A 25,962-nucleotide genomic window follows, 5' to 3' on the forward strand; every position below is an offset into this window, starting at 1 on the left:
TCCATTCTTTATTATTAAGGATATTAAGTTTTTTTGCAAAGTTGGCGCCCAACATATCCCTGGAGACAAAGGAATACCCGCCTGCAGGCGGGCATTCCTTTCTTCATTTAAACCCATCCTCTATAAATAGATGCCTCGGCCATTTTTTGGATTCCCGTCATATAGGCAGCCAAACGCATATTAATATTTCGACTTTGCGACAAGTTATAGACCGTGGTAAAAGATTGGACAATTCTTTCTCGCAGTTTATCCAGGATTTCCTCTCTGCCCCAATAGTATCCTTGTTTATTTTGAACCCATTCAAAATAAGATACAATTACACCCCCGGCCCCAGTTAAAACATCTGGCACCAGAAAAATGCCACGCTCAGTAAGGATTCTGGTTGCTTTAATGGTCGTTGGCCCGTTTGCCACTTCAGCCACAATCCTTGCTTTTATGGCATGTGCATTTTCTGCCGTAATTTGATTGGAGACAGCAGCAGGTATCAATATATCACAGTCCTGCTCCAGTAGTTCTTCATTTGTAATGGCACCGTCAAAAAGAGTTGATATCGTGCCAAAGCTGTCACGCCGTTTAAGAAGGTACTCTATATTTAAGCCGTCCGGTTCATATAGGGCACCATATACATCCGAAATTCCGATAATATCTGCTCCTGCCTCATGCAGAAACTTGGCAATAAAGCCTCCAGCATTGCCGAACCCTTGAATGATGACCCGGGCTCCCTTAAGTCTTAACCCCTGTTTTTCGGCTGCTTCTTCAATGCAGATTGCTGCCCCCAATGCTCCGGCTATATCACGGCCTTCTGAACCCCCGAGTACGAGCGGCTTACCAGTAATGAATGCAGCTGAACCATACTGTTTAAGCTTGCTATATTCATCAAGCATCCATGCCATAATCTGGGCATTCGTGTAAATATCCGGGGCCGGAATATCTTTTGTCGGCCCGACAATTTGGCTGATTGCCCGTACATAACCGCGGCTTAACCGTTCAAGTTCTCCCATTGACATGGTTCTTGGATTACAAAGGACTCCCCCTTTTCCTCCTCCGAAAGGGAGGCCGGCAATCCCGCATTTTAAACTCATCCAAATTGCCAATGCCTTTATATCATCTTCACAAACGCGGGGATGAAATCGGATTCCCCCGATTGTTGGCCCAAGGGCATCATTATGCTGGGCCCGGAAGCCTGTAAAAATTTGTGTCGATCCATCATCCATCCTCACTGGAATTCTCACAATGAGCGACTTCATTGGCTCAGACAGCAAATCAAACATCACCGGTTTAAACCCAAGCTTATCTAATACTTCGCGAAAGACCATTTGTGTAGATGTAAGCAGGCTTAATGTCTCTTTTTCCTTTCCATCTCCAACCGTATTCCCCATCATTGCACCCCTACTATATCAAAAAATCCCCATACGTTTAGCAGGGCTAAGGCCCCGCTGCCTTCATGCATGAAAGTCGTTATCCTAATATCTTTTGAATTCGTTCAATTGCCCAGTCGAGTTCTTCTTTTGTAATGACCAGCGGTGGAGCATAGCGAATGACGTTGTCATGGGTTTCTTTACACAAAAGACCCTCATCTTTTAATTGCTCGCAATATTTTCTAGCAGGTTCAGAGAGTTCCATACCAATAAACAGGCCTCGCCCGCGAATTTCTTTTATTTTTGGATTCTGGATTTCCCTTAGTTTCTTAACGAAATATTTTCCCAATTCCAATGACCTTTCCGCAAGTTTTTCTTCTTGAAGAACGTCGAGTGCTGCGATTGATACTGCGCATGCCATCGGATTTCCGCCAAAAGTGGACCCGTGTGAGCCCGGATTGAAGACTCCTAAAATATCGTTATTGGCCACAACGCAGGAGATTGGGAATACGCCCCCGCCAAGTGCTTTTCCGAGGATATACATATCCGGTTCAATGCCTTCCCATTCACAGGCGAACATCTTTCCTGTCCGTGCCAGGCCTGCTTGAATTTCGTCGGCAATGAACAGAACATTATTTTCCTTACAAAGGTCATATGCTGCCTTGATATATCCTTCAGGGGGAATGATAATTCCCGCTTCACCTTGAATTGGTTCAATTAAGAAAGCCGCAGTGTTAGGTGTAATTGCCGACTTTAAAGCCTCAATATCGCCGTATGGAACTAGTTTAATCCCCGGAAGCATCGGGCCAAAACCACGTTTGTATTCGTCGTCAGAAGACAAAGATACTGCCAGCATCGTTCTGCCATGGAAGTTTCCGACGCAGCCGATGATTTCAGCTTGGTTATCAGGAATCTTTTTGACATCATAGCCCCAGCGCCTTGCTGCTTTTACAGCAGTTTCCACTGCTTCAGCACCGGTATTCATCGGGAGAGCCATTTCTTTGTTTGTCATTTTACAAATTTTTTCGTACCAAGGTCCTAGCTGATCGTTATGGAAAGCACGGGAAGTCAGCGTTACCCGATCCGCCTGTTCCTTTAACGCTTGAATAATTTTGGGGTGGCGGTGGCCTTGATTGACCGCTGAATAGGCGCTTAGCATATCCATATATTTATTGCCTTCCGGGTCTTCCACCCAAACTCCTTCGGCCTTATGAATCACGATTGGCAGGGGATGATAATTATGAGCGCCATACTTCTCGGTTTTTTCAATAATTTCTTGCGAATTTATATTTGCAGGCATTTATGAATCCTCCGTTTTCAGGCAATTTAGTTACATACATCTTTATTGTAGCCCAGCACGATAAAAGAATGAATTTGTTCACAAAAATTTTTATATTCTTCTTTAACAGAATCAATTGCGACGGTTAACAGAAAAAATAAAGCCTAGACCCGTTATATGCTGAGTCTAGGCTTTAAAAATACTATTTTTTAATTTCTTCTCGTTGAGATTGGTCAATCCATTCCTGAAGCTTTTCTTTTAATGTGTTGAATCCTTGCTGTCCATCGCCTTCTTGGATAATGGCTGCAGCCTGGCGCTTACGTGGCTTTTTAGGGCGTGCCGCTTGTTGAACTGGTGCTTCTTCTGTAGCTTTGATGGAAAGGCCAATTTTCCCAGCCCCTTCATCCACCGACAAAACTTTAACCTTTATTTCGTCGCCTACTTTTAAATGGTCGTTTATATCCTTCACATATCCGTGCGTGATTTCAGAAATATGAACAAGACCCTGTGTATTTCCGTCCAAAGCAACAAATGCTCCATATGGTTGAATACCTGTTACTTTACCTGTTATAATACTACCGGTTTCAATTTTTCCTGACATGAAAACACTCCTAAGTAAATAAATTATATATCCCTCTTATACGCATTATAAAATTATATCACATCAGTTAGTCATAATCAAAAACTATTTTCCAAAAAATAAACAAATTCTTCAATATTTTCAAATTGTCAGAATATCGTAACATTATTTTGCAATGAGATTAAAAAAAAGAATTGTTACCATGATATAATAATAGACAGCAAACTATCCAAAAATAGGGGTGAACAGTATGAATTCAATCGGTCATATTATTAAAGAGGCCCGTGAAAGACGCCACATGACCCAGGAGGAACTTGCACAAAAGGTTAGAGTAGGGACTCAAACGATTGAGAATTATGAGTCAGGGGAACAAATGCCAAGCTCTCAAACGATTTTAAAACTATCTACTGTTCTCGATATTCCGGCTGCAGAGCTTTTAAAAAACCATAAAGAACCATATGTTAATGAATGACGAAAAAAAGCGGAAAAATTTCCGCTTTTTTTATTTTATTTAGTATATAAAGGGGAAAATGTGGAAATTATGATAACATAAGCTTTCTAGTATTCCCCCCTTTTTGAGCGGACCGCCTAACAGTTGGTCCGCTTTTTTTTGTTAGAGCGAACATGAATCATTGGATTTAATGGTTAAAAGTTCTTCCGCCATTTTCAAGCAGTTCTCCAACGGAATGATTCTCTCAAAAGAAAATTCATAAATATCTTGAATTCTCCTTGCCAGCTTGGCAGGCTCATCTAATTCATGGACAGCCTGAATCACATCCGCAATCTCTGTTTCATAACTGGCGTTTGTCAACTGAAATGGGTTCCATTCATTCAATAAATCAACGATCTTCAAATTTGTTTGAATCTCTTTTCTCATCGTAAAAATCTCCTATTACTTTTCCATTTTGCTTAAAATATTTTATCATAAGAGATAGGTACTATAAAAATATTTCGGGTGGTGGGACAAAGATGTCAATATTTAATGAAAGAATTAACCGGAGGAATACCTCCTCAGTTAAATGGGAGGCAACAAAGCAGCTTTTTGGAGAAGAGGACCTGTGGCCGATGTGGGTTGCAGATATGGATTTCAAGCCGCCACAGGCTGTCATCACGGCAATAAAGGAGCGGGTGGAGCACGGTATTTTCGGCTATACATTTGTACCTCCCTCCACATCTAAAGCGATAGCAGAATGGCTTTTCAAAAGACATCAGTGGAGTATTGAGCCGAATTGGCTTCTGTATTGCGGCGGCGTAGTACAGGCAATCAGCACGGCTATCCAAACGTTTACCGAAGAGGGCGATCAGGTACTGCTCCAATCACCAGTGTATACACCTTTTTTCGATATGATAGAAAAAAACAACCGAAAGATTATCAATGCTCCGCTTATTCTTGATGAAGATAGGTACAGGATTGACTTTACCGCTTTTGAAAATGCTTTAAAGCAAGGCTGCAAGCTCTTTTTGCTGTGCAGTCCGCATAACCCTGGAGGAAGAGTTTGGACCAAGGAAGAGCTGGAGAAAATGGCAGACCTCTGTTTAAAGTATAACTGCCTGATTCTTTCTGATGAAATACATTCCGATCTCGTCTATAAAAAGCATAAGCATATACCGATTGCGTCACTGAATGAGGAAATAGCTGAAAAGGTGATTACTTTTATTGCCCCTAGCAAAACTTTCAATCTTGCCGGTCTGCACGCTTCCGCTGTTGTAATCAAAAATAAGACCTTGCGTACTCAATTCCAGGAAACGATGAGGCGGCAGGGGTCCTTTTCACTGAATACTTTTGGCATTACCGGGATGGAAGCTGCCTATCTTGAAGGCGAGGCTTGGCTCGAGGATTTGCTTGATTATCTTCAGAGTAATAAAGATTTCGCAATTTCCTTTCTTAAGGAGCATCTGCCTGAAATTACTTGCATCGACTCGGAAGGAACCTATCTGCTTTGGCTGGATTGCCGAAAGCTTGGACTTAGCGATAAGGAACTTCGGCAGCGCCTCCTCCAAAAAGGAAAACTGGCGCTCGAGCCCGGCCCAAAATACGGACCAGGCGGGGAAGGCTTCGTCCGCATGAACATCGCCTGCCCAATGGATGATTTAATCGAAGGATTGAAGCGGCTGAAAATAGCATTTGATAAATAAAAGAAATCCTGGCCCCACACGTAAATCAGCAGGGGTCAGGATTTATTTATTTTAGTACATATTCAGCCAGTACGCTTTGCAGTTCATAGATATTTAAATTTTTGTTAAATTGTTTTTGCAAGGGCAGGGCGCTGCCGGAAACCCAAATTTTTAACTCTGCATCCAAATCAAAATTCCCGGCCGTTTCAATGCTAAAATGAGTAATACTCTTATAAGGAATCGAATGATACTCGACTTTCTTTCCTGTTAAACCTTGCTTGTCCACTAAAATCAAGCGCTTGTTTGTAAAGAGGAACAAGTCGCGAATCAGCTTATACGCCTTCTCAATTTGTTCATTCGGCGCCAGCACCTTTGCAAATTCCCTTTGAATTTCTGCAACATTTACTTCCGAAGCATTACCCATTAAGCCATCCAAAAATCCCATCAATAATCCCCCATTCTTCCAACTTATCTTATTTAAGTATACAAGAAAACTCACAGAGATACTGTGAGTTTTTCTAGATTTCCAGCCATTCGGTATGGAAGGTTCCTTCCTTATCGACTCGCTGATAGGTGTGGGCTCCAAAATAATCCCTTTGCGCCTGCAGCAGGTTGGCAGGCAATACTGCTGAACGGTAGCTATCATAGTAGGCAACGGCACTTGACAACCCTGGAACTGGAATTCCTATCTTTACGGCAGTTGCCACCACTTCCCTAGCAGACTCTTGATAATCAGCGGTAACCGACTGAAAATAAGAATCCAACAATAAATTTTCCAAATGCGGATCGCGGTCATAAGCATCCATGATATTTTGCAGAAATGCCGCTCGAATAATGCAGCCTCCCCGGAAAATCTTTGCAATTTCACCTGGCTTCAGGTCCCATTTATACTCCTTGGAGGCAGATTGATATTGACTGAACCCTTGTGCATAGGAAATGATTTTACTAAAATATAAAGTTTTTCTGATATGCTCAATAAAATCCTGCTTGTTTCCAATAAACTTATTGTCGCGCGGCCCACTTAAAATTTTACTGGCTTTCATACGTTCATCCTTCATTGCTGAGATAAACCGCGCAAAGACCGATTCAGTAATCGTGGATAGTGGCACACCTAATTCAAGCGCACATTGACTGGTCCATTTCCCCGTTCCCTTTTGTCCGGCCGTATCAAGAATGACGTCAACTAAGGGCTTGCCGGTGTCAGGGTCGATTTTTGTAAAAATATCCGCAGTAATTTCGATAAGATAGCTGTCTAGCTCTCCTTGGTTCCATTCATGAAAAACTTCATGAAGTTCTTTTGCGGACAAGCCCAGCATTGATTTCATAAGATGGTAAGTTTCACAAATAAGCTGGATATCCCCATACTCGATGCCATTGTGTACCATTTTGACAAAGTGTCCCGCTCCATCTGGTCCTATGTATGTACAGCATGGCTCACCATCTACCTGTGCAGAAATTGCTGTAAGCAGCGGCCCTACGTGCTCGTATGCTTCTTTTTGGCCGCTCGGCATGATGGAAGGACCCGTTAATGCCCCTTCTTCTCCTCCAGAAACTCCGGCACCAATGAAAAGAATCCCTTTGTCCGCAAGCGCCGCATTCCTGCGAATCGTATCCTGATAGTAGCTGTTCCCACCATCAATAAGGATATCTCCTTGCTCCAAATGTGGAACGAGTGATTCAATTGCCTTATCCGTAATCACACCGGCATTCACCATCAACAAAATCTTCCGAGGTGTTTCCAGCGATTGGATAAATTCCCCGATGTTTGTGGTTCCGGTAATATTTTTATCTTTATGCTGCTCTAATATTTCGTTTACTTTCTCGGCTGATAGGTCGTAGATAGACACGGAGAAACCCTTGCTTTCAAAATTCAATGCCAAACTTCTCCCCATCACTCCGACTCCTACAATGCCCACTTGTTGTTTAGCCAATCTAAATCATCCCTTCAAGATGTTTAAAAAATATTTCACCATTTTTTATTATAAACGAAAAAATATTTCAAACAACTCTAATACACTAATTTAGAAAATTCAATTTTAGTATTCACTGAGAAGGGATGTTCATCCAATTTTTTAAATTTATGTGGAAGCCACTTTTAGCGAATCTAGTATATGCTGCAAAAGCACTTCGCTTGAAACTTGAGGGGCACCGCCGCCTTGGGCGAAGGAGTCATTGCCCCCGCCTTTGCCGTTAATGATTTCCAGTCCGCTTTGAATCAACTTATTCATCTTTTCGGTTCGGGACGCCCCTCTAGCACATACTAGCTGGAGCCGGTCTTCATTTTCTGCTGCCAGCACAACCACGACTGCATCATTTTCGCCAGTCACAAGCCTTGCCAGCTTTTGCAGTTCCTGAATCGAACGGTTTTGGAATACTTCACCAATAACACCAGCGGATGATGACTTGCCCAGAAGCTCTTGCGCTTCATATTTTAGTAGGAGCTCTTGCTGCTGCTCCAGTTCCTTCTCCATTGCTTTCCTGCCTTCCAGTAGCCGAATGGCTGCTTGTTCCATCTCTGGTTCTGGTGTATTAAGAAGGTTTGTTAAGCTCAACAACACCTTTTGTTTCTGAGAAAACTGCTTCAGGACACGTTCACCACAGACAAATTGAAGGCGGACCTTTTTCTTCTGTCTTTCCCAATCTAAAATCTTAATTGCCCTTACCTCACCTGTTCCTTTCGGATGCGTCCCGCCGCAGCCGTTATAATCAAAATCCGGAATGATAACGAGGCGGATATCTTCCTTAACCTTCGTCTCTTTTCGTAAAGGGTATTGAGATAATTCCTTCTCGGTCACCCATTTTGTTTCAATCGGTCTATTTTCTAAAATAATTTGATTGGCCAATTCCTCGGCTTTTTCTGCTTCTATAACGGTTAATTGTTCAGTATCCAAGTCAATCGTGACGGTTTCATTACCTAGGTGAAAACCAACAGTTTTATACTCAAATAAATGCTCAAACGCCGCGGACAATATATGTTGGCCGGCATGCTGCTGCATATGGTCAAACCGCCGCTCCCAATCAAGTTCCCCGCATACCTCTTTTTTCTCCAAGGGTAATGGGATCTCAAGGTAATGGCGAATTTCACCATCGACTTCCTCCACATTAACCACTTTGACTCCTTCTATCAAGCCTTTATCAAATGGCTGCCCGCCGCCGGTCGGGTAAAAGGAAGTCTGCGATAACACAACGAACCAATTGCCTGAAGAATCCTGTTCCTGCTTTACAACTTCCGCTGTAAAGGATTTTATGTACGAGTCAGTATAGTACAATTTATTTTCCATCATAAATGCTCGCCTCCGAAGTATTTCACTATACCCATTGTGGAAAAAAATAATCAATTAATCAAGTTAAATGAAAACTCGCCGATTGGCGAATCCGATAGGACGGTTCATGAGGCGTAGTTGAATTTATACTTTCCTATTAGCCAGAGAAAAACCTGCTCCCTCGAAAGGAACAGGTAGAATTGATTAAAGTCGTATTAATTTCATTGAGGGATTATTTTTTTTCTTTTCTTGGGCCAGTAGGAGTGGTCATCTGTGGAAAACCGCCCATTTGCGGGAATCCTTGCTGTGGAACACCGCCCATTTGTGGGAATCCTTGCTGTGGAACACCGCCCATTTGTGGATAGCCATGGTAACCGCCCATTTGCGGATAGCCATGGTAACCGCCCATCATATGCGGGTATTGCTGTGGAAAACCGCCCATTTGTGGATAGCCGCCCATTTGTGGGAATCCTTGCTGTGGAAAACCGCCCATTTGTGGAAATCCTGTCATTTGCGGAGACCCCATTGGTCCAAACTGACCTGGAAATCCGCCCATTTGTCTTTTGCTCATCCTTTATCCCTCCTAAACTATTTCATGGTAGTGTATGTACAACTAGTGGGATAAGCGTAGATAGATACCTATTCTTTGAAAAAAGGGCTTCCTTCATTGGATGATGACAGCCCCGATTTGCATCTTTTTAGTTTTAGGAGAAATGGACATTACAACCATTGTTATCGTTTTTCATCCTGAGCTTTCTTTTGGCCCGGTTTCTGTTTATTATTGGAAACCTCCCCGCAGGCCACTCTTTTTCCGGAATTGCCTGCCGGCTGCGTCATACCATCATCTTTTTTCTGGGTTACGACAATGGAGGTACCTTCCTTTGTGAACAAGGATTTCTTCCCATCCTTTAGCGTCGCATTCGGGGCCATCAGGTCTACTTTCGCAGATCCGTCATCCTCAACAATTAAATTCGGCAAATCGCCGGCATGGGCACCTTTGGGATGAAGGAGGCCATGTTCTTTGCTTTCCGGGTTAAAATGGTTCCCTGCCGATTTAAAATCAGGTGCTTTGCATGTGCCTTTTTCATGGATATGAATAGCATGTACACCCGGCGTCAGGCCCTTTAGGCTTCCAGTCAATTTCACCCCGCTTGACTGCTCAGCCAATTCAAGCGTTCCAAGCGAATCTCCTGAAGCATTATACATTTCCACATTCACCTTTGTAATCGTCTTTTCCATACATCCCGACAGAAACAGGAGCGGAATGAACAGGCAAAGTTTTTTCATATTTATGGATCCCCCCACAATAGACAATTTGCGATTAGTATGAACAATCGAATATTGTCCTATTCCCGCTGTGCCAAAAAGAAAAAGAACAGCCTATTTTAGCTGTTCTTTTGTGAAGTGCTATTTTGTTCAAGCTGTTTCTCTAATTCTTTTGCCTTCAGCGCTTCCCGCTTTGAAATTTTTATGATAAAGCGAAACGTAAGTATGGCTGCCACAAAGAAAATCGCAAAGCTGATGACAGCTGGGATATATTCTGATTTATCTTCCGGGAAGTATAAAAACAAGGATAGAATAAATGGCTGAAACATATTAATCTCCCTTTCTACAGAGACCTGTTTAAAGCTTAATTATACAATAAATGATGTTTCAGACCAATTTTTTATTCTCCTATTTTAGGACCTTGATATGCTTAATCACAACATCTGTTTCAGGCTTGTCCTTTGCATCAACCTTTGAATCGGAAATTTTGTCAACGATATCCATTCCCTCGACCACTTGGCCAAAAACAGTGTGCTTAAAGTCTAGCCATGGAGTCCCGCCATTCTCTGCATATGCCTCGATTATTTCTTTCGGATAACCGGCCTTTTCCATTTGCGACTTCATCGATGGATCAAGCTTAGTGCTTTGAACGATAAAAAACTGGCTTCCATTCGTATTGACACCTGCGTTTGCCATTGACAACGCCCCGCGCAAGTTAAACAGGTTTTTCGAGAACTCATCCTCAAACGGCTTACCCCAAATACTTTGGCCGCCTGTCCCATTCCCGTTCGGGTCTCCGCCTTGAATCATGAAGTCCTTAATGACTCTGTGAAAAATCAGGCCGTCATAATAACCAGCCTCGCTATGTTTTACAAAATTTTCGACTGCTTTTGGAGCCTGCTCCGGAAATAATTTGATTTTGATATTCCCCATTGAAGTTTCCATTTCCACGAGCCGTTCATTATCAGCTACTTCTGTTGTAAGCTGTGGATAAACTGTATTTCCCACTTGCTGCTCTCCTTTCTTCTGTTCAGTTTTTGTCGCGGCAGTGTCCGATTTACTTTCTTCCGGCTTACTGCTCGTCCCACATGCGGCCAATAGAACAACCATGATTATAAAAGAAATAAAGATATGTAGATTCCTTCTCATACTAGCTTCCCTCCATTCTCTCGCTTTAAACGAGATTATAATTTTTTGCATCATGTTTTTAATTTATTATTTTTCGTAATAAAATGGAAGAAGCAAAAGAATGAATTTTAGAGTTAGGAGTGTTTTATTGTGTCGGAATTAGAATTAGGAACGATTGTAACGGGGATTTATAAGACTGGAAAGTATATCGGGGAAATCACGGATGTAAGACCACAAGCCTATTTGGTTAGGGTTTTGGCGGTTGCCAAGCACCCTATGCAAGGGGATTTACATAATCCTAAGGATGCTGATGTTATGATTTTTCATGAAAGACGGGCACTGGCACATCGGGAACAGGCGAATATTCCGAAACAAATGGTCAAACCATTCGAAGGGGACGTACCTGAATATTTATCATCACTGAAGGAAGCATGTGGAAAAATGAGAAACGAACTGGAGGAGATGCAAACCAAATGGGCCGAAATGAGCCTGAACATGTTGGATTCCCTTGAAAAGGATTATTTTAAGTAATAGTAAAGGCCAAATCCATTAAAGTGATTTGGCCTTTTATGCAAATTCATTTAAGAACTTTGAAAAATCAATTCGATCACCAATGGTCGTTGGTTTTGGCTTCTCTAAATAACGTTTATCCTTTTCTACCAACTTGAATATATTATAGGTAGTCAACGCATCATCCAGGGCTCGATGGTGCCTGCCTGTACCTTCCTTCCCATATTCCTGGACCGCTTTCCAAAGACCGGTTTGATTTTGGTCACCGAAGAATCGTTTATACTCCATCGATAAATCTAATTCTGCAGCATGGAATGGAAACACAACGCCTGCCGCTAAACAATTCTGGCGAAGTACCTTCATATCCATATTTCCCCATGTAACAATGGTGGTATCCAATTTATTTTTATTAAACTCCTCGAGCTTTCGGATAAACTCAAAAAAGGATAACCCCGTGTCCACTTGCTGCTGCGTAATATGTAAGAAGGACTTGCAGCGTTCGGTTAATCTTGGAAATTTAAGCGGTGTAACAAAAGAGGAAAACTGCTCCGTAATATGATCGTCCACTACCGCAACAATTCCAACCTCAATAATTTCCGCAAAAAAGTCCTTCACTCGAACATTCCGTTCAGGCATTGTAAATTCAAAATCAATAAACAAATGCTGCCGCGCTGCCTTCATCACTTTCACCCACCTTTCCATTTAAGTCGTCTTATTACATTATATAGCGATACCTGTACAAAAAATTGTGCTCATTTCTTACATTATAGCATGAATTTGAAGTAAATTTTTTAAATTTTTGTACAATATAGTAAAAAAGGACGGAAAATATCTCCCATCCCCACTTATGGCTATTTCTTTTTAATGACGGCCATCGTGCATCTTGATACACAAATGAGGCGGTCCTGTTCATCGGTAAGTTTAATATCCCAAACCTGTGTCGTTCTCCCTTGGTGCAGGACAGTTCCGACAGCCGTAACCACTCCCTCATGTTTGGAGCGGACATGATTAGCATTAATTTCAAGTCCAGCGACAACCTCAGTCTCCTGGTCAACTAACTCATAGGCACCGACACTTGCCACTGTTTCCGCCAAAGCAACCGATGCCCCGCCGTGCAAAATTCCAAATGGCTGGCGAGTGCGTTCATCAACCGGCATAGTAGCAATAACTTTTCCCTTTTCAAGGTGGGTGACTTCAATTCCAAGTGCTTGTAATAATGTATTTTCTATCATGTATTTTCCCTCCGATATGTATTTGGTCCACATTAACCTATTCTCGTTTTTTGAACAATTTCCTTTATATTTTTTTAAAAGAAAAAACAGCCCGCACAGAGCTGTTTTTTCAAATATTAATAATAAGGTGCACCAAAACCAGGGTAGCCAATGCCAGGGTATCCAATGCCCGGATAGCCAATGCCAGGGTATCCAAAACCACCATAGAACGGCGGTCTAACAGCCCAAGAAGCCCCTAATCCACCGCCAATCAAACCTCCTAAAAAACTAAGCCCGCCAATAGCCAACGGCAAGCCCCATCCCCATCCTCCAATAAACCTTTGATCCTGGACCGGGTATGGACTTCGATAATATGGGTACATAAAGGCCTTTCCTCCTTTTCCTTTATACTTGCCTATACTATTTCATATGCAAGGATAACTGGTTTGGAGTGGGCGGGCTTAGTCTATGGCAAGCCCCTTTCCTATTTTTCAATAGGCTCAAAGCGTTCAACAAAAAGGGCGAGCGTTCTGGTCATGACGCCTGTTGCCCCGGCAGGGCCAAGGTCATGAGATTTTGATGTCGTCGCTGTCCCAGCAATGTCCAAATGAACCCAGGGTGTATTTTCAGCAAATTCGCCGATAAACGCTCCGGCAACAATGGCATGACCTTCGCTGCCTGGAGAATTGTTAAGGTCAGCCACTTTACTGTTCCTGACCCGTTCCTTTTCACTTTCAAACAGAGGCAGCTGCCACATCTGCTCGCCTGCTTCCATCGAGGCTTCCAATACCTGCTCATATAACGTCTCATGATTTGTCATAGCGCCTGTGGTGTTTAAACCAAGGGCAGTAATAACACCTCCTGTCAGGGTAGCAACATCCACCAAGTACTCGGCTCCATGATGCTTTGCATAGGTTACCGCATCAGCAAGGACGAGCCGGCCTTCCGCATCTGTATTTAAAACTTCAATTGTTTTCCCGCTCATAGAAGTAATTACATCATCCGGCTTAAAGGCATTTCCGCTAATCATATTGTCCGTTGATGGGATAACAGCCACAACATTCTGCTCTGGTCTAAGTTCGCCGATAATTTCCATGGCACCAAGAACAGCGGCTGCACCGCCCATGTCAGATTTCATTCCAACGATGCCTGCTTTCGTTTTAATGGAGTAGCCTCCGGTATCAAAAGTGATCCCTTTTCCAACAAGGCCGATGACATCCTTCCATTCTTCTTTACCTTGATATTTTAAAACAATCATTTTCGGCGGCTCTACAGACCCTTTATTGACAGCGAGGAAAGCCCCCATACCCAATTTTTCAATATCAGCTTTATCGAGGATTTCTGCCTCAAAATCGTACTTCTTAGCGAGTTCTACAGCATAATCAGCCATATCAGTAGCAGTCAGCATATTACCTGGAGTGTTAACGAGCTTGCGGGCTGAATTGGTTCCCTTGCCAAAGGCATATCCAACCGTTAATGAGGCTAATATTTCCCCCTCATCAACACTGTTACAACAAATTGTTAGCTGTTCAAGCTTCTTCTCAGGTTCATTTGATTTTTGCTTATAGCCATCGAACTGATAAGTGGCTAGAGCATATGCCTCACTTAGCGCATGAGCAGCATCCGGTCCATCTACCTTTTCGCTTATGAAAGAATCCAAATATACGGACGCTTCTGTCTGCTTGCCCGCCTTTAACTCTTTGAACAGACGTCCAAAAGCCTTCCGCAATTTATCAAAGGATAGTTCCTTTTCTTTGCCAAGACCGACAATCCAAAGCCGCTTGGAACCGATTTTGCCGAAGCTATGTACTTTGTTAATTTTATTTAGCTTTGCCGAGATATCCCCTGTTTTGACGAGTTCTGTCAACTGCCCATCAAAAGCCTCATCCAAGTTGGCCAGCAGTCCGGAAAACTTCTCCGGTTTATCCAATAGACCTATAACTAAGCTTTCATGCTCTGCTGATAAATCGAATTCTTTTTTTACATCAAACATTTTAATCGACCTCCGCTTTTTGATTCGAATCCATTATACCGAATCAGGCAATTTATTTCGATACTCTAAACATCCTCCAAATACAAAAACAACTGTGGCAGCTTTGGCAATTCCCCTACCTGTTCAAACGGGACACTGTCTATGTCTTGAGGAAATAGAGCCAAGCATTGTTCAATAAATGGATAGACTTTTTCCAAGTCCAGCCCCCAAAACTTGGGACGGTATGCCTGCAGGTAGCGGTGGGCTGTCGCCATCATAGGCCTGGCTCCCTTCACATTTCCGTACTCATAGTGATAAATGGCCACACTCATTTGCAATAATCCTTTTAAAAAAAGATTATCCCGATCAATCAGCCACATTTCCTCGAGCAGGTCGTGGCAAGTATAATAATCCCCTTCATTAAAACTGACAAAAAACTCATAATACTCGATTGGATAATCCATGAAACCACCTGCCATTAAACCTTTTTATTCAATTCTATTAGATAGGCATTAAGAATTCCATTAAAAAACAAAAACAGGCACAGGGCCTGTTATTTTTTTTCTGAGCTTGTATATTGCTGCCTGAAGACCTGCAGGGATTTATCTTCATTTAATGCTTGCAGCTGTTCCTCTGTCAGTTTGCCATTTCCTTTTTGAACAATATATACATCGACCGTTTTCTTGCCCCAATGGCTGTAAACATCCTCAACAGTTTCATAATAAAGGTCCAAACGATTTCCCTTAATAGCGCCGCCTTTATCAGCGACCACTCCATACCCATACCCCGGAATAAAAAGGACGGTTCCAATTGGAAAAACAGTTAGGTCGGCTGCAATGGTGGAAAACAAATCACGTTTTACTTTAACACCAGAATAAGTGATTCCATATTCGGGGTGGCCCTGATTTTTCCCGGTGGATTCTGCCCCTGCCGTATAGCCGGTTGCTGTCACGGTATGTTTAGGGTATTGTGACCAATCGATGGAATTCTCCAGTGTTTGGGCAGGCGCGGTAACTGCCTCGCTTACCGAAACTGCTTTAACTAGATGAAAAAACAGAGTCTGCACAGGTAAACCTGAAATAGATTGGAACGTCGCGAATAATGCCAAAAAGAACAAAATAATCATAGCAAATCGTTTCGTCCAATTTTTCATTTTATTCATTCTCTTTTTCACTCCTCCCAAAATATTCATTCCCAAGTAGGAATGAATTATTCAAAAAAGAAGTGAAAAAAATTACCAATTAAATTTTATATTAAAAAAGACCTTCATATTAGAGAAGGTCTAAAACATTTGATATCCATTTTTTCGTAAGAATTTGATGGTAAGACCTGCGGTAATTGCCCCTGCCAGACCACTAGATAAAATAAGGACATCCGCAGTTGCTAAGGAGCCAAGTCTGTGCCCTAAGTCTAAAAAAGCTGCTTTGCTATTGGTGAAATATTCAAAAAATGAGACTTTATCTATGATAAAAATGGCGACAAACGGATAAATGACAGCCATAATCCACGACATTCTTAAAAGCATATTCAAAATAAAGCCAATTCCAAAAAACAACACAAAAAACAGTAAAATTGAAATAATCAAGACAACAATGCTCATCTGCATTGAAACTCCCCCTTTGCATCAACATATAGTGTACTCAATGTCCATGTGGGAGTCAATATTAACAGCATTTTAACGCAAAAAAATAGCCCTTCGAGTCTTCGAAGAACTGGGTTTGCCTTTTTTCCGAGGAACGGTTATTTTTCAACTTTCTTGCCAGTGCCGCCGCAGCTTGCGCAGGTTTCGGATCCGCCAAGAACTAATTGAAAATAGCCGTTTCCGGAACAATAATCACAGGTTTTTGTGTCAACACTTTGAACTGTCATTATAAACATCCCTTTCCTATTAACTTAATTTTCTGATAATATACCAAGTATTTAAATAAAAAGAAAGAGCGAAATTCAAGCAATTTGGACAGAAGAAAACGGATACACCTAATGTTTTCTTTCATTTTCTAAGTGTGACGTAAATTTTCAAAAAATTAAAAAAATAATTTATAAGCGGTATAGCCAAACTGGTCACCAGGATTTACGCCGTCGATAACAGGCTTCTCAAGTAAATCCTTTCGCTCAATCAGATACTCTAAAAGAATCGATGCTTCCTTTTCCTTAAGCAGTTCTTCCGGCGCCATAAATCTAGCTTCGTACAATTCATATTCCTGATGGGTAATCTCCATTTTCCCGGCTGGTTCTAGTAAAAACACCAGCATGTTATCACTAATTTCACTTTTAATAACACCCGTACGTAGCCCAATCAGTCCTTTAACCGTACAAGCAATTCCCGTTTCTTCCTTCACCTCTCGAAGCACGGCTTCATCTGCCGTCTCACCTTCTTCCACAAAGCCTGCAGGGAGGGACCACTTGCCTTTTAACCCACCATACCTTTTTTTAACTACCAGCCATTCCCCCGCATCGGATTGAACTAATCCGGAAACAGCCAGCCAGACCTTCCCGCGTTTTTCCCGACTGCTCATAATTTTCCCCCTATCTGTAGCTTTTAAAACTATTCTAATAAATGGAAACTCGCCGATTGGCTAGTCCGACAGGACGAAGACAGAGGCGTAGTTGAATTTATACTTTCTTATTAGCCAAAAAAAGGACAGGCTGCCCTGTCCTTTTTTTGTTACGGAGATTTATTAAAAGATATTAAATTTACCTTTTTTCAATACAAGACCAGCTCCGCCAATCATGTAAAGAGAACGGTTATCGACTACTTTCTTCATGAAAGAAGCACTTGCCCCTGTTATTTTCTTACCAAAAACAACTCCAATTGCGTCATCCTCACCAAGAGAGCAGACAGTACCTTTATTATCAAACTTGAACTCTTCAAGGTCCTGCTTATTGCGTACAAGTGCAGCAATATTACGCGCACACACTTCACCCTGCTGCATCGCTATCTGCGCAGTCGGCGGATATGGGCGGTTGATTTCTTCATTAATAACCAGCGAGCTGTCGCCAAGAATGAAGACATCATTGAAACCAGGAACTCTTAAATCAGGCTGAACTTTGACACGCCCTCTCATTGCTTCAAAACCGGACTTTTCGATAACGGAGTTTCCGCGGACACCGGCCGCCCAAACAACAGTACCTGCTTTGATTTCACGAGGCTCATCTTCACCTTTTGCAACAAAAATCCCTTCAGGCGTGCACTCCTTAATTGCCGTTCCGATTAAGAATTCAACACCCTTACGCTCCAATTGTGATACAGCATACTTTACTAATTCAGGATCAAATCCAGGCAGTACAGTTGGTGCAGCTTCAACACAGATAATTTTCACTTTATGCTGATCCACATCGTATTCATGACATAATTCCGGAACACGATTGGTCAATTCTCCAAGAAACTCGATTCCTGTGAAACCAGCGCCGCCGACAACAATTGTCAAGCGTGTATCATCCTTTTCCTCTTCCATATTGTAAGTGGCAAATTGATATTCCATATGCTCACGAAGCAAACGGGAGGAATTTACATTCGTAATACCGAAAGCATATTCCTTCAAGCCTTTAATGCCGAAGGTTTCAGGCTCTCCGCCAAGTGCAATCACAAGATAATCATATTCCACTTCGCCGTTCTCTAAAATAACTTTCTTTTCATCCTTCTTAATCTCAACAACGGTACTTTGAACAAAGTCAACCTTGCTGCGATCAATGACATCGCGAATATCATAACGAACCTTGTCGTGGTGCAATGTACCGGCTGAAGCCTCATGCAGCCAAGTGGTTTCATAGTGGTAATCATTTTTGTTCACTAAGACAATATCCGCTTCGTTAACACCAAGGTGCTTTTGCAAGCGTACAGTCGTCATCAGTCCGCCGTAGCCCGCTCCGAGAATAACAATTTTAGGCTTTCTCAACGCAATCACTTCCACCCTTATAAAATATTTTAATAAATCCTCTTTTTCTTATCTTCCACAGCTTTGTCGATTATTATTTTGGTTCACTGGAAAATGTATGTGATATAATTCACGAACGAGGATAAAAATAAAGAACCTAGCAAACATAAAGTTTGGGAATCCAAACAAATGCTATTTTGTGAAAAACAGAGCAAGACATTTCATAAAAAATTGTACCTGTTTTGTCACAAAATCTTAACAATATATCCACAATACATCATATGCTACTTCTATCCGAAATTCAAGCAATTTATCGAATATATTTATCGCAAAAATAGTATAAATTTTCACAAATTATTATTCATTGTCATAATTTTCTCAACAAAGATATGAGGATTTACATATTTTATGTTATGATATGAGTGGAATCGTAACTACTAGTTGGGGGGATACGGAGTGCAAGAGCAAAAGGTTTATGATATTACCATCATTGGAGGAGGCCCCGTTGGTCTTTTTACTGCCTTTTATGGGGGAATGAGACAAGCATCCGTTAGAATTATTGAAAGCTTGCCTCAGTTGGGCGGTCAATTATCTGCGCTTTATCCGGAAAAATATATTTATGATGTTGCCGGATTCCCAAAAGTCCGTGCACAGGAGTTAATAAATAACTTAAAGGAGCAAATGGCCAAGTTTGAGCCTACAGTTGCTCTGGAGCAATCTGTGGAAAAGCTTGAAAAGCAGGATGATGGAACCTTTAAATTAACAACAAACAAAGAGATCCACTATTCTAAAACCGTTATTATCACTGCTGGAAATGGTGCATTCCAGCCTCGTCGTTTGGAGCTCGAAAGCGCTGCTCAGTATGATGGAAAAAACCTTTATTACTTTATCGATGATTTGAATCAATTTGCCGGACAAAAGGTTGTGGTATTTGGCGGCGGTGACTCTGCGGTCGACTGGGCACTAATGCTTGAGCCAATTGCCGAAAAAGTAACGATTGTTCACCGCCGTGACAAGTTTCGCGCCCATGAACACAGCGTAGAAAACTTGATGAATTCCAAAGTAGATGTGAAAACGCCATATGTTCCTGCAGAATTAATCGGTGATGAAACTGGCATTAAACAGGTCGTTCTTGAAACCGTAAACGGAGAAACAAAAGAAACCGTTGACGTTGACGCCGTTATTTGCAACTATGGCTTCGTTTCCTCCCTCGGACCTATTAAAGAATGGGGCCTCGAAATTGAAAAGAACTCCATTAAGGTAAATTCCAAGATGGAAACCAATATCCCTGGAATTTACGCTGCCGGAGATATCTGCACCTATGATGGAAAAGTAAAATTAATTGCCTGCGGTTTCGGTGAAGCCCCTACTGCCGTAAATAATGCGAAGGCATACATGGACCCTAAAGCAAAAATCCAACCACTTCATAGTTCTTCCATGTTTGATAAATAATTATTAACTAATACGAAAGGCGTCCAAATTAGGACGCCTTTTTAGTATTATCCGTTATGAAATTTGTACATCCACAGTACACCTGATTTTAGCAGACGGGCAACGCGGCCGGTTAAAGGCCGATCTGCTAGCATCGCAAAGCCATGCTTTTTCCCTAATGAACCAAGAACTCCCTTTAATTTGATAGGCGGGAAAGAATCTGGCAGTTCTTCGCCATTCCAGCGCTTTTTTAAAACTTCGACAATCTGTTCGGCCTGTCCTTCTGCTAGCTGTGCACTTGGTGCATGCGGCAGGCTTGCACAATCACCGAGAACAAAAACATGCTCATCATGAGGCAAAAAGTGCTGCGGAGTTAACACCATTCGTCCCGAGCTATCCTTTTCCCCTTCCATTTCACGGATAACTTTATTCGCCTGGATCCCTGCTGTCCATACAATAACATCACAAGAAATGGACTTGTCATGGTTATAAAGGGTGTTTTCCTCTACTTTGGTGATATTAGAATTATTAATGATTTCAACGTTATGCTTTACAAACCAGTTCTCTACATATTTGCTCAACCTGTCAGGGAATGCAGAGAGAATATGCTTCCCGCGGTCAAATAATTTTATTTGCAAATCATCGCGGCTTTCGCTTAATTCGCTGGCAAGCTCCACTCCAGATAGGCCTGCCCCAACAATCCCAACGACTGAACCAGGAGGTAAATTATTCAAGACAGAATAGGTTTCCCTTGATTTACCTATACTTTGAATGCTATAGGTATATTGATCAGCACCCGGCACACCATGGTATTTATCTTCACAGCCCAATCCGATAACGAGGTCATCATAGCTTATTGGCTGAGCGTCTTTTAACAGGACATTTTTTTCTTCTCTGTCAATCCCGATGACTTCCCCAAAAACTACCTCAAGTTTAGGATGCTCTGGAAAGGAAACGCGTATTTCTTTATCTGAAATCGTCCCAGCAGCTAAAGCATAGTATTCTGTTTTTAAACAATGGTAAGGAACACGATCCACAAGTGTGATGGTCACGTCCTCCGGCAGGTTATTGGGAAGAAGTTCGGAGAGAATCTTCATGCCCCCATAACCGCCTCCAAGAATGACTAATTTTTTCATGCTTATTTCCCCTTTGTCATAACTGTACTATAGATTTTCTATTTTTTTATTTTGTTCAGAAAGACAGTATTTCAATTGAAATTACGAGTGGGATTTTATTGAAATAGATATTCCGTCCATTTAACACACAAATATGAGTATAACGAAAATATGGCTAAATAACAACACATTTAAAATACATCTTGACAGGTTTGCCAAGAACGTGATAATTGACGAAGCAGCCTAAAAGCGGTAGGATTAGAAGTTGTGGAGAGGTGAAGGTAATGATTAAGCCGATCATTGAATTTTGTGTCAGTAATCTTGCTAGTGGGGCACAGAAAGCACTAGAAATATTAGAAAGAGATCCAAATTTGGATATCATTGAATATGGATGTCTCGGCTATTGTGGTAAATGCGCATCCACTCTCTATGCGCTTGTGAATGGAGAAGTTGTTACGGGTAAAACCCCTGAAGATTTGGTGGATAATATTTATCAGTATCTCGAAGAAAATCCTATGTTCTAAATATAAAGGGGGCTTGCCGCTCCCTTTTTTATAATGGCAGCATATCCTGTTACTAGTAATCGTATTAGTTGAGTAGTTTTCATCTAGTGTATATACTAAGTTTATAAGCCTCAAATCTTTAAGGAGGGGTCATTTTTGAGCAAAGATATCGTTATTTTAACAGAAGCAGCATCACTGCAAATTAAAGATATGATGAAGCATAATGAAGAGGAAGGCGCTTTTTTGCGAGTCAGTGTAAAAGGCGGCGGCTGCAGCGGCTTATCTTACGGCATGGGTTTTGAGCAAGAAGTTAAAGAAGATGACCATCAATTTGAACAATTTGGCATAAAGGTTCTTGTCGATAAAGAGAGTGCACCAATCTTAAATGGAACGAAAATCGATTACAAGCAATCGATGATGGGCGGCGGGTTTACGATTGATAACCCTAACGCGATTGCGTCTTGCGGCTGTGGTTCATCTTTCCGTACCGCAACAGCAGCTGGAACACCTGAGGAGTGTTAAGACTTTGTATTAAGATCAGAGGCTGTCTTTCGAGACAGCCTCTTTCCTTCTTATATCGCCTTGTACCCGTACTTTTCCAATTCAGAAAAAATCGTTTTAAGACGAGGGTTACCCTCGCCAACCACTTTATCCTTTATCACCACAACCGGATAAAACATATCCTCTTCAATAACCCTCTGGGCAAATTGCGATTTATCGCTATCTTCAGGCGGCTGAAAAATATCTACATAGGTCATTTTAACAGGCTGCTCCGGGAATTTTCTCGCAATCGCTGCTTCCAGCCATTCAAAGGTTTCCTTTGAGGATGGCAGATTCACACAGCTTGGGCAGAGTACTGCCGCTCCATATAGGATAATTTCCACTTCCGTAAATTCCATAAAACCATTCCTTATATTTTTCTTTTATTTTACAATATAGCCCCTTCAAAACCTAAGAAAATGACTTTATTTCTCCAGTTTCTGAGAATGGATTTTTCCTTGCTGCGACAGTATAATATAGTTAGGAAAGGAGTCGATGAAAGTGTCAGAACAGGAAATGTTTGAACAAGTACAAGAAGTATTAGATAAATTACGCCCATTTCTTCTTCGCGATGGCGGAGACTGCGAACTAGTTGATGTGGAGGAAGGCATTGTTAAGCTTCGCTTACTTGGCGCTTGCGGATCTTGCCCAAGTTCTACCATCACACTAAAAGCAGGTATTGAACGGGCTTTACTAGAAGAAGTACCTGGTGTTGTTGAAGTCGAGCAAGTTTTTTAAAAAATAATAATAATAATAATAAAGCGATTGCCTAAAGATGCAATCGCTTTTTTGTATTCAGTTAAAGCCCATTAAGAATATAACCAATCCAGCTGCGGAAGGCTTAAGTGTTTCACCGGCGCCCCTGAAATATGAAAAAAGCCTGCCAGAAAACGTTCGTATTCGGAGGACTGCCGCAAAATTTTCCCTAAAGTATCCTCCAACTGCTTTTTTTCCTGTTCCGAGCGAGTAATATAATAATTTTCCACACATTCGAAGTAATGGAGCGGAAAAATTAAGCGGGCATATAAAAGCCGCCATGAAAAAGAGGACAATGGGGATATCCCCTGATATTCATCGTAAAACTGTTTTAATTCCATATCATATGTCTGGATATTATGAAAATATTGTTCCCTTGTCCACTCAGCCAAATCACGGCTGCGGTGGTCGAATACCCATTCAAATGGATTTCTGATCATATATTGGCCGCCCCACGTTTTTTTCGTGAAACGTTCATAGCAAACTGTCCCGCTGTCTGTTTCCAAGGGGGAATCATCAATTTCCGTATCCACTAAATATTGGATCGCATTCTCTGTTAATCCCATGTAATACGGAAAGGACTCAATAAACAATTTTTCAAATTCATCCTCAGGTGTTTGAAAAAGCAGTCCACTCCACACTTTTTCCATCTGTTCCAGCCGTTTTTCCCAAATCCCCTTCCATTGTCCAACTCTGCTCGACCGCTGAATCTGAAAAGGCACCCTTCTGCCCCGCTCATGAAATTTTGCCAGTTTCCGCCCCAATTTGGATATTCGCTGCTGCCGGTCCGTCTGCCGGTTTACTAATACGCAGTATTTATTTTGTTCCCAGTTTGTAATATAGCTGCCATCCTTAGTCTGCATGAATGCAGGGACATTTTTGTCACCTGTTTGGCGCATATGCTCAGCAATGCTTGCCAGTTCCTGCATATCCTCCTCCTCTCTTCCCCCAGGACTTACAATCAAATATAGCAAGCCATTTCCTCTTAGCGCATCAAAAGAATCTATTTTAACCTGTTCGTCAGCCTTGATTCCATATTGATCCTCCAGCATTTTTCGCAGCATCTCTCCACCCCTTCTTCTTTTCACCTCTACGTCATATATATGAGTAAAGCCAAGAAAACTTGTTGTCTTCCTTTTAGTAATAACAAATCATAAAGTTATTTTATTTGATTCTTGAAAGGATAATTGCATATCATAAGTTAATAGAGCAATTATAGAAAAATTTACAGAAAAGGTGATATAAGGGATGGCAGAACAAAAAAAGACAAATGTTGTTCAGGAAACGGCTCACAGGTTATTGAAAGAAAGAGGGGTAGAAATCCAAGATATTGCCAATTTGGTTTTTTATCTCCAGGAAAAATATCATAAAAACCTGCAAATGGAAGACTGTATTGCGAACGTGGAAAAAGTACTTACTAAAAGGGAAGTTCAAAATGCCATTATTACCGGAATCCAGCTTGATGTCTTAGCTGAAAAAGGGATGCTTGAGGAGCCGCTGCAATCAATTATCGCAACAGACGAAAGTCTCTACGGGGTGGATGAGATTTTGGCTTTTTCGATCGTGAATGTGTACGGTTCAATCGGCTTTACTAATTACGGCTATATCGATAAGCAAAAGCCTGGTATTTTGGCACATTTAAATGATAAATCAACTGGTCAATGCCATACCTTTTTAGATGATATCGTTGGCGCCATTGCCGCTGCCGCCTCAAGCAGACTGGCACACGCTGCAGCCAATTGTGAATAAGATTAAAAATGATAAAGGATGGCTATTTCAGCCATCCTTTTATGGTTCCCAATGGTCCAGTGTATCGATAGTATATGTAGGATGAATAGTATATCCTTTTAACAGTTCCTTCGTGGTGACGCCCGTATGAACGAGCAAAGTGTCGATCCCTGCATTTATTCCCGCTAGAATATCGGTATCATAATTATCGCCCACCATCAGCGTATCTTCTTTGGCCACACCTAAAACCTTTAACGCCTGCTCCATAATAATTGCTTCCGGCTTTCCGATAAAAATCGGCTTTGTTTGCGTTGATACTGCTATAACCGATGTTATCGAGCCATTGCCCGGTACTAGCCCTCTTTCAGTTGGCAGGGCGATATCGCCATTTGTAGAAATAAATGTGGCTCCGTTTCGGACAGCCAGACAGGCAATTGTCAGCTTTTCATAATCAATCGAGCGGTCAAGACCCACTACGACAACATCGGCATCTTCCCCGGCAAACCGAAAGCCCTTTTCCTCAAGTGCTGTGCGAATCCCTTCTTCACCAATAACATAGACAGAGGCATCCTTTTTCAGTTCTTCGATATAATTGGCGGTTGCCTGACTTGTCGTAAAGACCCTATCTTCCGTAGTTGGAATATCAAAGCTGTTTAATTTTTCCGCCACCTGTGCCGGGGTCCTGGTAGAATTATTTGTCACAAATAAATAGGGTATTTCCTTTTTCTGAAGGTTCTTAATAAAATCAGAAGCCGCTTCTATCCTCTCCGTGCCTTTGTACATCGTTCCATCTAAATCAATTAAATATCCTTTATATTTCTTCAATCATCCCACTCCTTAATTGATCTTGTCCTCCTCTTTAAAAAGAAAAAGACCGATTGGCGGTCTTAGTTTTTAAATGCTGAAACTGGTCCCAATTCATTCGTAAGATAGTCCCGTACATTCACTGAAAAAATAGTCAGTGCAGGCAAATGATTTGAAAATTCCCGGGTTAATTCGCTATGGTCAATTTCCGTATAAAACTGCACCAGTTTTTTCCGAAAACTGATTAGAGCTTTCAGGCTGCTTCCTGTTTCTTCAGTAACGACCTTTTCATCCATTAAAATATCTATAATGTCTTCGTAGCTTCCTGGGTCACGCATGATAAAGCCGTCAATCATGGCATTACCGACATCCAATACCGACTCGAGCATCATGTGAGTAAGCCTTTCTAATGCCGCCTTTTCAATGGGGGTCGACCATACCTGCTGGGTAGAGAAATGAGTGATCTGTGTTTCCAAATAAACTAATGTCGTTTCAATTTTATCCCGGTCAACAAAGTACATGAACTCC

At 41.7% G+C, this 25,962-nt stretch carries 34 protein-coding genes; 8 read left to right on the forward strand and 26 right to left on the reverse strand.

What is annotated here, in order from left to right:
• Nucleotides 1-107 precede the first annotated feature (107 nt).
• The 3 genes from ACFPA1_RS10960 to yugI all read right to left on the reverse strand — a co-directional run bounded on the left by ACFPA1_RS10960 (nucleotide 108) and on the right by yugI (nucleotide 3,238).
• On the reverse strand, nucleotides 108-1,379 hold the full coding sequence (locus ACFPA1_RS10960) for a Glu/Leu/Phe/Val family dehydrogenase (RefSeq protein WP_213144506.1): 1,272 nt from the start codon (nucleotides 1,377-1,379) through the stop codon (nucleotides 108-110).
• 79 nt (nucleotides 1,380-1,458) lie between these two features.
• On the reverse strand, nucleotides 1,459-2,658 hold the full coding sequence (locus ACFPA1_RS10965) for an ornithine--oxo-acid transaminase (protein ID WP_378582790.1): 1,200 nt from the start codon (nucleotides 2,656-2,658) through the stop codon (nucleotides 1,459-1,461).
• Between the two features lie 181 nt (nucleotides 2,659-2,839).
• Nucleotides 2,840-3,238 (reverse strand): S1 domain-containing post-transcriptional regulator GSP13, encoded by a 399-nt coding sequence (gene yugI, locus ACFPA1_RS10970; protein ID WP_213144369.1) that lies wholly within the window; start codon nucleotides 3,236-3,238, stop codon nucleotides 2,840-2,842.
• 229 nt (nucleotides 3,239-3,467) lie between these two features.
• Here yugI and ACFPA1_RS10975 point away from each other — a divergent pair, with 229 nt between their 5' ends.
• Entirely contained in the window at nucleotides 3,468-3,689 is a 222-nt protein-coding gene (locus ACFPA1_RS10975; RefSeq protein WP_213144368.1) for a helix-turn-helix domain-containing protein, read from the forward strand.
• A gap of 141 nt (nucleotides 3,690-3,830) precedes the next feature.
• On the opposite strand, the gene ACFPA1_RS10980 is transcribed toward ACFPA1_RS10975, so the two are convergent.
• The gene (locus ACFPA1_RS10980) at nucleotides 3,831-4,094 is read right to left on the reverse strand and encodes a DUF1871 family protein (RefSeq protein WP_213144367.1); all 264 of its coding nucleotides are present in this window, start codon (nucleotides 4,092-4,094) and stop codon (nucleotides 3,831-3,833) included.
• 92 nt (nucleotides 4,095-4,186) lie between these two features.
• Here ACFPA1_RS10980 and ACFPA1_RS10985 point away from each other — a divergent pair, with 92 nt between their 5' ends.
• Nucleotides 4,187-5,353: a MalY/PatB family protein gene (locus ACFPA1_RS10985; protein ID WP_378582793.1), complete on the forward strand. Its 1,167-nt coding sequence runs from the start codon at nucleotides 4,187-4,189 to the stop codon at nucleotides 5,351-5,353.
• Nucleotides 5,354-5,399: 46 nt separating this feature from the next.
• Here the strand turns inward: ACFPA1_RS10985 and ACFPA1_RS10990 are convergent, their stop codons facing one another.
• The 7 genes from ACFPA1_RS10990 to ACFPA1_RS11020 form a co-directional block, all read right to left on the reverse strand.
• The gene (locus tag ACFPA1_RS10990) at nucleotides 5,400-5,777 is read right to left on the reverse strand and encodes a PH domain-containing protein (protein WP_213117877.1); all 378 of its coding nucleotides are present in this window, start codon (nucleotides 5,775-5,777) and stop codon (nucleotides 5,400-5,402) included.
• Between the two features lie 73 nt (nucleotides 5,778-5,850).
• Nucleotides 5,851-7,263: an NADP-dependent phosphogluconate dehydrogenase gene (gndA, locus tag ACFPA1_RS10995; RefSeq protein WP_213144365.1), complete on the reverse strand. Its 1,413-nt coding sequence runs from the start codon at nucleotides 7,261-7,263 to the stop codon at nucleotides 5,851-5,853.
• Nucleotides 7,264-7,410: 147 nt separating this feature from the next.
• Nucleotides 7,411-8,613, reverse strand: coding sequence for an alanyl-tRNA editing protein (locus tag ACFPA1_RS11000; protein ID WP_378583427.1), 1,203 nt, complete (start codon nucleotides 8,611-8,613; stop codon nucleotides 7,411-7,413).
• A gap of 214 nt (nucleotides 8,614-8,827) precedes the next feature.
• Nucleotides 8,828-9,166, reverse strand: a complete 339-nt coding sequence (locus ACFPA1_RS11005) for a hypothetical protein (RefSeq protein ID WP_213144363.1) — start codon at nucleotides 9,164-9,166, stop codon at nucleotides 8,828-8,830.
• Between the two features lie 161 nt (nucleotides 9,167-9,327).
• A complete protein-coding gene (locus ACFPA1_RS11010; protein WP_213144362.1) occupies nucleotides 9,328-9,882 on the reverse strand; it encodes a superoxide dismutase family protein in 555 nt (184 codons plus the stop codon).
• 98 nt (nucleotides 9,883-9,980) lie between these two features.
• Nucleotides 9,981-10,190, reverse strand: a complete 210-nt coding sequence (locus ACFPA1_RS11015; RefSeq protein WP_213144361.1) for a hypothetical protein — start codon at nucleotides 10,188-10,190, stop codon at nucleotides 9,981-9,983.
• 79 nt (nucleotides 10,191-10,269) lie between these two features.
• Entirely contained in the window at nucleotides 10,270-11,010 is a 741-nt protein-coding gene (locus ACFPA1_RS11020; protein ID WP_213144360.1) for a peptidylprolyl isomerase, read from the reverse strand.
• A gap of 129 nt (nucleotides 11,011-11,139) precedes the next feature.
• On the opposite strand from ACFPA1_RS11020, the gene ACFPA1_RS11025 reads away from it, so the two are divergent.
• A complete protein-coding gene (locus ACFPA1_RS11025) occupies nucleotides 11,140-11,520 on the forward strand; it encodes a kinase-associated lipoprotein B (protein WP_213144359.1) in 381 nt (126 codons plus the stop codon).
• A 36-nt stretch (nucleotides 11,521-11,556) separates the two neighbouring features.
• Here the strand turns inward: ACFPA1_RS11025 and kapD are convergent, their stop codons facing one another.
• From kapD to ACFPA1_RS11075, 10 genes are all read right to left on the reverse strand, one after another.
• Nucleotides 11,557-12,180: a 3'-5' exonuclease KapD gene (gene kapD / locus ACFPA1_RS11030; RefSeq protein ID WP_213144505.1), complete on the reverse strand. Its 624-nt coding sequence runs from the start codon at nucleotides 12,178-12,180 to the stop codon at nucleotides 11,557-11,559.
• Between the two features lie 170 nt (nucleotides 12,181-12,350).
• Nucleotides 12,351-12,731, reverse strand: coding sequence for a hotdog fold thioesterase (locus ACFPA1_RS11035; protein ID WP_213144358.1), 381 nt, complete (start codon nucleotides 12,729-12,731; stop codon nucleotides 12,351-12,353).
• Nucleotides 12,732-12,847: 116 nt separating this feature from the next.
• Nucleotides 12,848-13,093: a hypothetical protein gene (locus tag ACFPA1_RS11040; RefSeq protein ID WP_241114017.1), complete on the reverse strand. Its 246-nt coding sequence runs from the start codon at nucleotides 13,091-13,093 to the stop codon at nucleotides 12,848-12,850.
• Between the two features lie 101 nt (nucleotides 13,094-13,194).
• Nucleotides 13,195-14,703, reverse strand: coding sequence for a leucyl aminopeptidase (locus ACFPA1_RS11045; RefSeq protein ID WP_213144357.1), 1,509 nt, complete (start codon nucleotides 14,701-14,703; stop codon nucleotides 13,195-13,197).
• Between the two features lie 65 nt (nucleotides 14,704-14,768).
• Entirely contained in the window at nucleotides 14,769-15,146 is a 378-nt protein-coding gene (locus tag ACFPA1_RS11050) for a DUF309 domain-containing protein (RefSeq protein WP_213117866.1), read from the reverse strand.
• Nucleotides 15,147-15,235: 89 nt separating this feature from the next.
• Nucleotides 15,236-15,844, reverse strand: coding sequence for a 3D domain-containing protein (locus tag ACFPA1_RS11055; protein ID WP_213144356.1), 609 nt, complete (start codon nucleotides 15,842-15,844; stop codon nucleotides 15,236-15,238).
• 120 nt (nucleotides 15,845-15,964) lie between these two features.
• Nucleotides 15,965-16,288: a YuiB family protein gene (locus ACFPA1_RS11060; RefSeq protein ID WP_213144355.1), complete on the reverse strand. Its 324-nt coding sequence runs from the start codon at nucleotides 16,286-16,288 to the stop codon at nucleotides 15,965-15,967.
• Nucleotides 16,289-16,422: 134 nt separating this feature from the next.
• Nucleotides 16,423-16,551 (reverse strand): YuiA family protein, encoded by a 129-nt coding sequence (locus ACFPA1_RS11065; RefSeq protein ID WP_213144354.1) that lies wholly within the window; start codon nucleotides 16,549-16,551, stop codon nucleotides 16,423-16,425.
• 155 nt (nucleotides 16,552-16,706) lie between these two features.
• Nucleotides 16,707-17,198, reverse strand: a complete 492-nt coding sequence (locus tag ACFPA1_RS11070) for an NUDIX domain-containing protein (RefSeq protein ID WP_213144353.1) — start codon at nucleotides 17,196-17,198, stop codon at nucleotides 16,707-16,709.
• A 162-nt stretch (nucleotides 17,199-17,360) separates the two neighbouring features.
• A complete protein-coding gene (locus tag ACFPA1_RS11075) occupies nucleotides 17,361-18,578 on the reverse strand; it encodes an NAD(P)/FAD-dependent oxidoreductase (RefSeq protein WP_213144352.1) in 1,218 nt (405 codons plus the stop codon).
• 435 nt (nucleotides 18,579-19,013) lie between these two features.
• Here ACFPA1_RS11075 and ACFPA1_RS11080 point away from each other — a divergent pair, with 435 nt between their 5' ends.
• Nucleotides 19,014-20,009 (forward strand): NAD(P)/FAD-dependent oxidoreductase, encoded by a 996-nt coding sequence (locus ACFPA1_RS11080; RefSeq protein WP_213144351.1) that lies wholly within the window; start codon nucleotides 19,014-19,016, stop codon nucleotides 20,007-20,009.
• A gap of 47 nt (nucleotides 20,010-20,056) precedes the next feature.
• Here the strand turns inward: ACFPA1_RS11080 and ACFPA1_RS11085 are convergent, their stop codons facing one another.
• Nucleotides 20,057-21,124 (reverse strand): NAD(P)/FAD-dependent oxidoreductase, encoded by a 1,068-nt coding sequence (locus ACFPA1_RS11085; RefSeq protein ID WP_213144350.1) that lies wholly within the window; start codon nucleotides 21,122-21,124, stop codon nucleotides 20,057-20,059.
• 263 nt (nucleotides 21,125-21,387) lie between these two features.
• On the opposite strand from ACFPA1_RS11085, the gene ACFPA1_RS11090 reads away from it, so the two are divergent.
• Both ACFPA1_RS11090 and ACFPA1_RS11095 read left to right on the forward strand, forming a co-directional pair.
• Nucleotides 21,388-21,627, forward strand: a complete 240-nt coding sequence (locus ACFPA1_RS11090; protein WP_213144349.1) for a YuzB family protein — start codon at nucleotides 21,388-21,390, stop codon at nucleotides 21,625-21,627.
• 135 nt (nucleotides 21,628-21,762) lie between these two features.
• Nucleotides 21,763-22,128: a HesB/IscA family protein gene (locus ACFPA1_RS11095; RefSeq protein ID WP_378582806.1), complete on the forward strand. Its 366-nt coding sequence runs from the start codon at nucleotides 21,763-21,765 to the stop codon at nucleotides 22,126-22,128.
• A 50-nt stretch (nucleotides 22,129-22,178) separates the two neighbouring features.
• On the opposite strand, the gene ACFPA1_RS11100 is transcribed toward ACFPA1_RS11095, so the two are convergent.
• Nucleotides 22,179-22,505 (reverse strand): YuzD family protein, encoded by a 327-nt coding sequence (locus ACFPA1_RS11100; RefSeq protein WP_213144348.1) that lies wholly within the window; start codon nucleotides 22,503-22,505, stop codon nucleotides 22,179-22,181.
• 136 nt (nucleotides 22,506-22,641) lie between these two features.
• Between ACFPA1_RS11100 and ACFPA1_RS11105 the strand changes: the two genes are divergently transcribed.
• Nucleotides 22,642-22,884, forward strand: a complete 243-nt coding sequence (locus tag ACFPA1_RS11105; RefSeq protein WP_241114018.1) for a NifU family protein — start codon at nucleotides 22,642-22,644, stop codon at nucleotides 22,882-22,884.
• Between the two features lie 71 nt (nucleotides 22,885-22,955).
• On the opposite strand, the gene yutH is transcribed toward ACFPA1_RS11105, so the two are convergent.
• Nucleotides 22,956-23,966, reverse strand: a complete 1,011-nt coding sequence (gene yutH / locus ACFPA1_RS11110; protein WP_213144346.1) for a spore coat putative kinase YutH — start codon at nucleotides 23,964-23,966, stop codon at nucleotides 22,956-22,958.
• A 184-nt stretch (nucleotides 23,967-24,150) separates the two neighbouring features.
• Here yutH and ACFPA1_RS11115 point away from each other — a divergent pair, with 184 nt between their 5' ends.
• The gene (locus ACFPA1_RS11115; protein ID WP_213144345.1) at nucleotides 24,151-24,651 is read left to right on the forward strand and encodes a phosphatidylglycerophosphatase A; all 501 of its coding nucleotides are present in this window, start codon (nucleotides 24,151-24,153) and stop codon (nucleotides 24,649-24,651) included.
• 39 nt (nucleotides 24,652-24,690) lie between these two features.
• Here the strand turns inward: ACFPA1_RS11115 and ACFPA1_RS11120 are convergent, their stop codons facing one another.
• Together ACFPA1_RS11120 and ACFPA1_RS11125 are read right to left on the reverse strand one after the other, a co-directional pair.
• Nucleotides 24,691-25,455 (reverse strand): TIGR01457 family HAD-type hydrolase, encoded by a 765-nt coding sequence (locus ACFPA1_RS11120; RefSeq protein WP_378582811.1) that lies wholly within the window; start codon nucleotides 25,453-25,455, stop codon nucleotides 24,691-24,693.
• A gap of 62 nt (nucleotides 25,456-25,517) precedes the next feature.
• Nucleotides 25,518-25,955, reverse strand: coding sequence for a DUF86 domain-containing protein (locus tag ACFPA1_RS11125; protein WP_213144343.1), 438 nt, complete (start codon nucleotides 25,953-25,955; stop codon nucleotides 25,518-25,520).
• Nucleotides 25,956-25,962: the final 7 nt, after the last annotated feature.

It is taken from the genome of Neobacillus sp. GCM10023253 (assembly GCF_042653105.1).
Taxonomy (GTDB): Bacteria; Bacillota; Bacilli; order Bacillales; family Cytobacillaceae; genus Neobacillus; species Neobacillus citreus.

What these genes read in the sequence shown, in the direction of transcription:
- ACFPA1_RS10985 (WP_378582793.1), top strand. Translation starts at nt 4,187, where the DNA reads ATGTCAATATTTAATGAAAGAATTAACCGGAGGAATACCTCCTCAGTT.
- kapD (WP_213144505.1), bottom strand. Translation starts at nt 12,180, where the DNA reads ATGAAGGCAGCGCGGCAGCATTTGTTTATTGATTTTGAATTTACAATG.
- ACFPA1_RS11105 (WP_241114018.1), top strand. Translation starts at nt 22,642, where the DNA reads ATGAAAGTGTCAGAACAGGAAATGTTTGAACAAGTACAAGAAGTATTA.
- ACFPA1_RS11015 (WP_213144361.1), bottom strand. Translation starts at nt 10,190, where the DNA reads ATGTTTCAGCCATTTATTCTATCCTTGTTTTTATACTTCCCGGAAGAT.
- ACFPA1_RS11090 (WP_213144349.1), top strand. Translation starts at nt 21,388, where the DNA reads ATGATTAAGCCGATCATTGAATTTTGTGTCAGTAATCTTGCTAGTGGG.
- ACFPA1_RS11045 (WP_213144357.1), bottom strand. Translation starts at nt 14,703, where the DNA reads ATGTTTGATGTAAAAAAAGAATTCGATTTATCAGCAGAGCATGAAAGC.
- yutH (WP_213144346.1), bottom strand. Translation starts at nt 23,966, where the DNA reads ATGCTGCGAAAAATGCTGGAGGATCAATATGGAATCAAGGCTGACGAA.
- ACFPA1_RS10980 (WP_213144367.1), bottom strand. Translation starts at nt 4,094, where the DNA reads ATGAGAAAAGAGATTCAAACAAATTTGAAGATCGTTGATTTATTGAAT.
- ACFPA1_RS11050 (WP_213117866.1), bottom strand. Translation starts at nt 15,146, where the DNA reads ATGGATTATCCAATCGAGTATTATGAGTTTTTTGTCAGTTTTAATGAA.
- ACFPA1_RS11010 (WP_213144362.1), bottom strand. Translation starts at nt 9,882, where the DNA reads ATGAAAAAACTTTGCCTGTTCATTCCGCTCCTGTTTCTGTCGGGATGT.
- ACFPA1_RS11100 (WP_213144348.1), bottom strand. Translation starts at nt 22,505, where the DNA reads ATGGAATTTACGGAAGTGGAAATTATCCTATATGGAGCGGCAGTACTC.
- ACFPA1_RS10990 (WP_213117877.1), bottom strand. Translation starts at nt 5,777, where the DNA reads ATGGGATTTTTGGATGGCTTAATGGGTAATGCTTCGGAAGTAAATGTT.
- ACFPA1_RS10960 (WP_213144506.1), bottom strand. Translation starts at nt 1,379, where the DNA reads ATGGGGAATACGGTTGGAGATGGAAAGGAAAAAGAGACATTAAGCCTG.
- ACFPA1_RS11055 (WP_213144356.1), bottom strand. Translation starts at nt 15,844, where the DNA reads ATGAATAAAATGAAAAATTGGACGAAACGATTTGCTATGATTATTTTG.
- ACFPA1_RS11115 (WP_213144345.1), top strand. Translation starts at nt 24,151, where the DNA reads ATGGCAGAACAAAAAAAGACAAATGTTGTTCAGGAAACGGCTCACAGG.
- ACFPA1_RS11020 (WP_213144360.1), bottom strand. Translation starts at nt 11,010, where the DNA reads ATGAGAAGGAATCTACATATCTTTATTTCTTTTATAATCATGGTTGTT.
- ACFPA1_RS11125 (WP_213144343.1), bottom strand. Translation starts at nt 25,955, where the DNA reads ATGTACTTTGTTGACCGGGATAAAATTGAAACGACATTAGTTTATTTG.
- ACFPA1_RS11070 (WP_213144353.1), bottom strand. Translation starts at nt 17,198, where the DNA reads ATGAGCAGTCGGGAAAAACGCGGGAAGGTCTGGCTGGCTGTTTCCGGA.
- ACFPA1_RS10975 (WP_213144368.1), top strand. Translation starts at nt 3,468, where the DNA reads ATGAATTCAATCGGTCATATTATTAAAGAGGCCCGTGAAAGACGCCAC.
- ACFPA1_RS11060 (WP_213144355.1), bottom strand. Translation starts at nt 16,288, where the DNA reads ATGCAGATGAGCATTGTTGTCTTGATTATTTCAATTTTACTGTTTTTT.
- ACFPA1_RS11035 (WP_213144358.1), bottom strand. Translation starts at nt 12,731, where the DNA reads ATGATAGAAAATACATTATTACAAGCACTTGGAATTGAAGTCACCCAC.
- ACFPA1_RS11085 (WP_213144350.1), bottom strand. Translation starts at nt 21,124, where the DNA reads ATGAAAAAATTAGTCATTCTTGGAGGCGGTTATGGGGGCATGAAGATT.
- ACFPA1_RS11040 (WP_241114017.1), bottom strand. Translation starts at nt 13,093, where the DNA reads ATGTACCCATATTATCGAAGTCCATACCCGGTCCAGGATCAAAGGTTT.
- yugI (WP_213144369.1), bottom strand. Translation starts at nt 3,238, where the DNA reads ATGTCAGGAAAAATTGAAACCGGTAGTATTATAACAGGTAAAGTAACA.
- ACFPA1_RS10965 (WP_378582790.1), bottom strand. Translation starts at nt 2,658, where the DNA reads ATGCCTGCAAATATAAATTCGCAAGAAATTATTGAAAAAACCGAGAAG.
- ACFPA1_RS11005 (WP_213144363.1), bottom strand. Translation starts at nt 9,166, where the DNA reads ATGAGCAAAAGACAAATGGGCGGATTTCCAGGTCAGTTTGGACCAATG.
- ACFPA1_RS11065 (WP_213144354.1), bottom strand. Translation starts at nt 16,551, where the DNA reads ATGACAGTTCAAAGTGTTGACACAAAAACCTGTGATTATTGTTCCGGA.
- ACFPA1_RS11000 (WP_378583427.1), bottom strand. Translation starts at nt 8,613, where the DNA reads ATGGAAAATAAATTGTACTATACTGACTCGTACATAAAATCCTTTACA.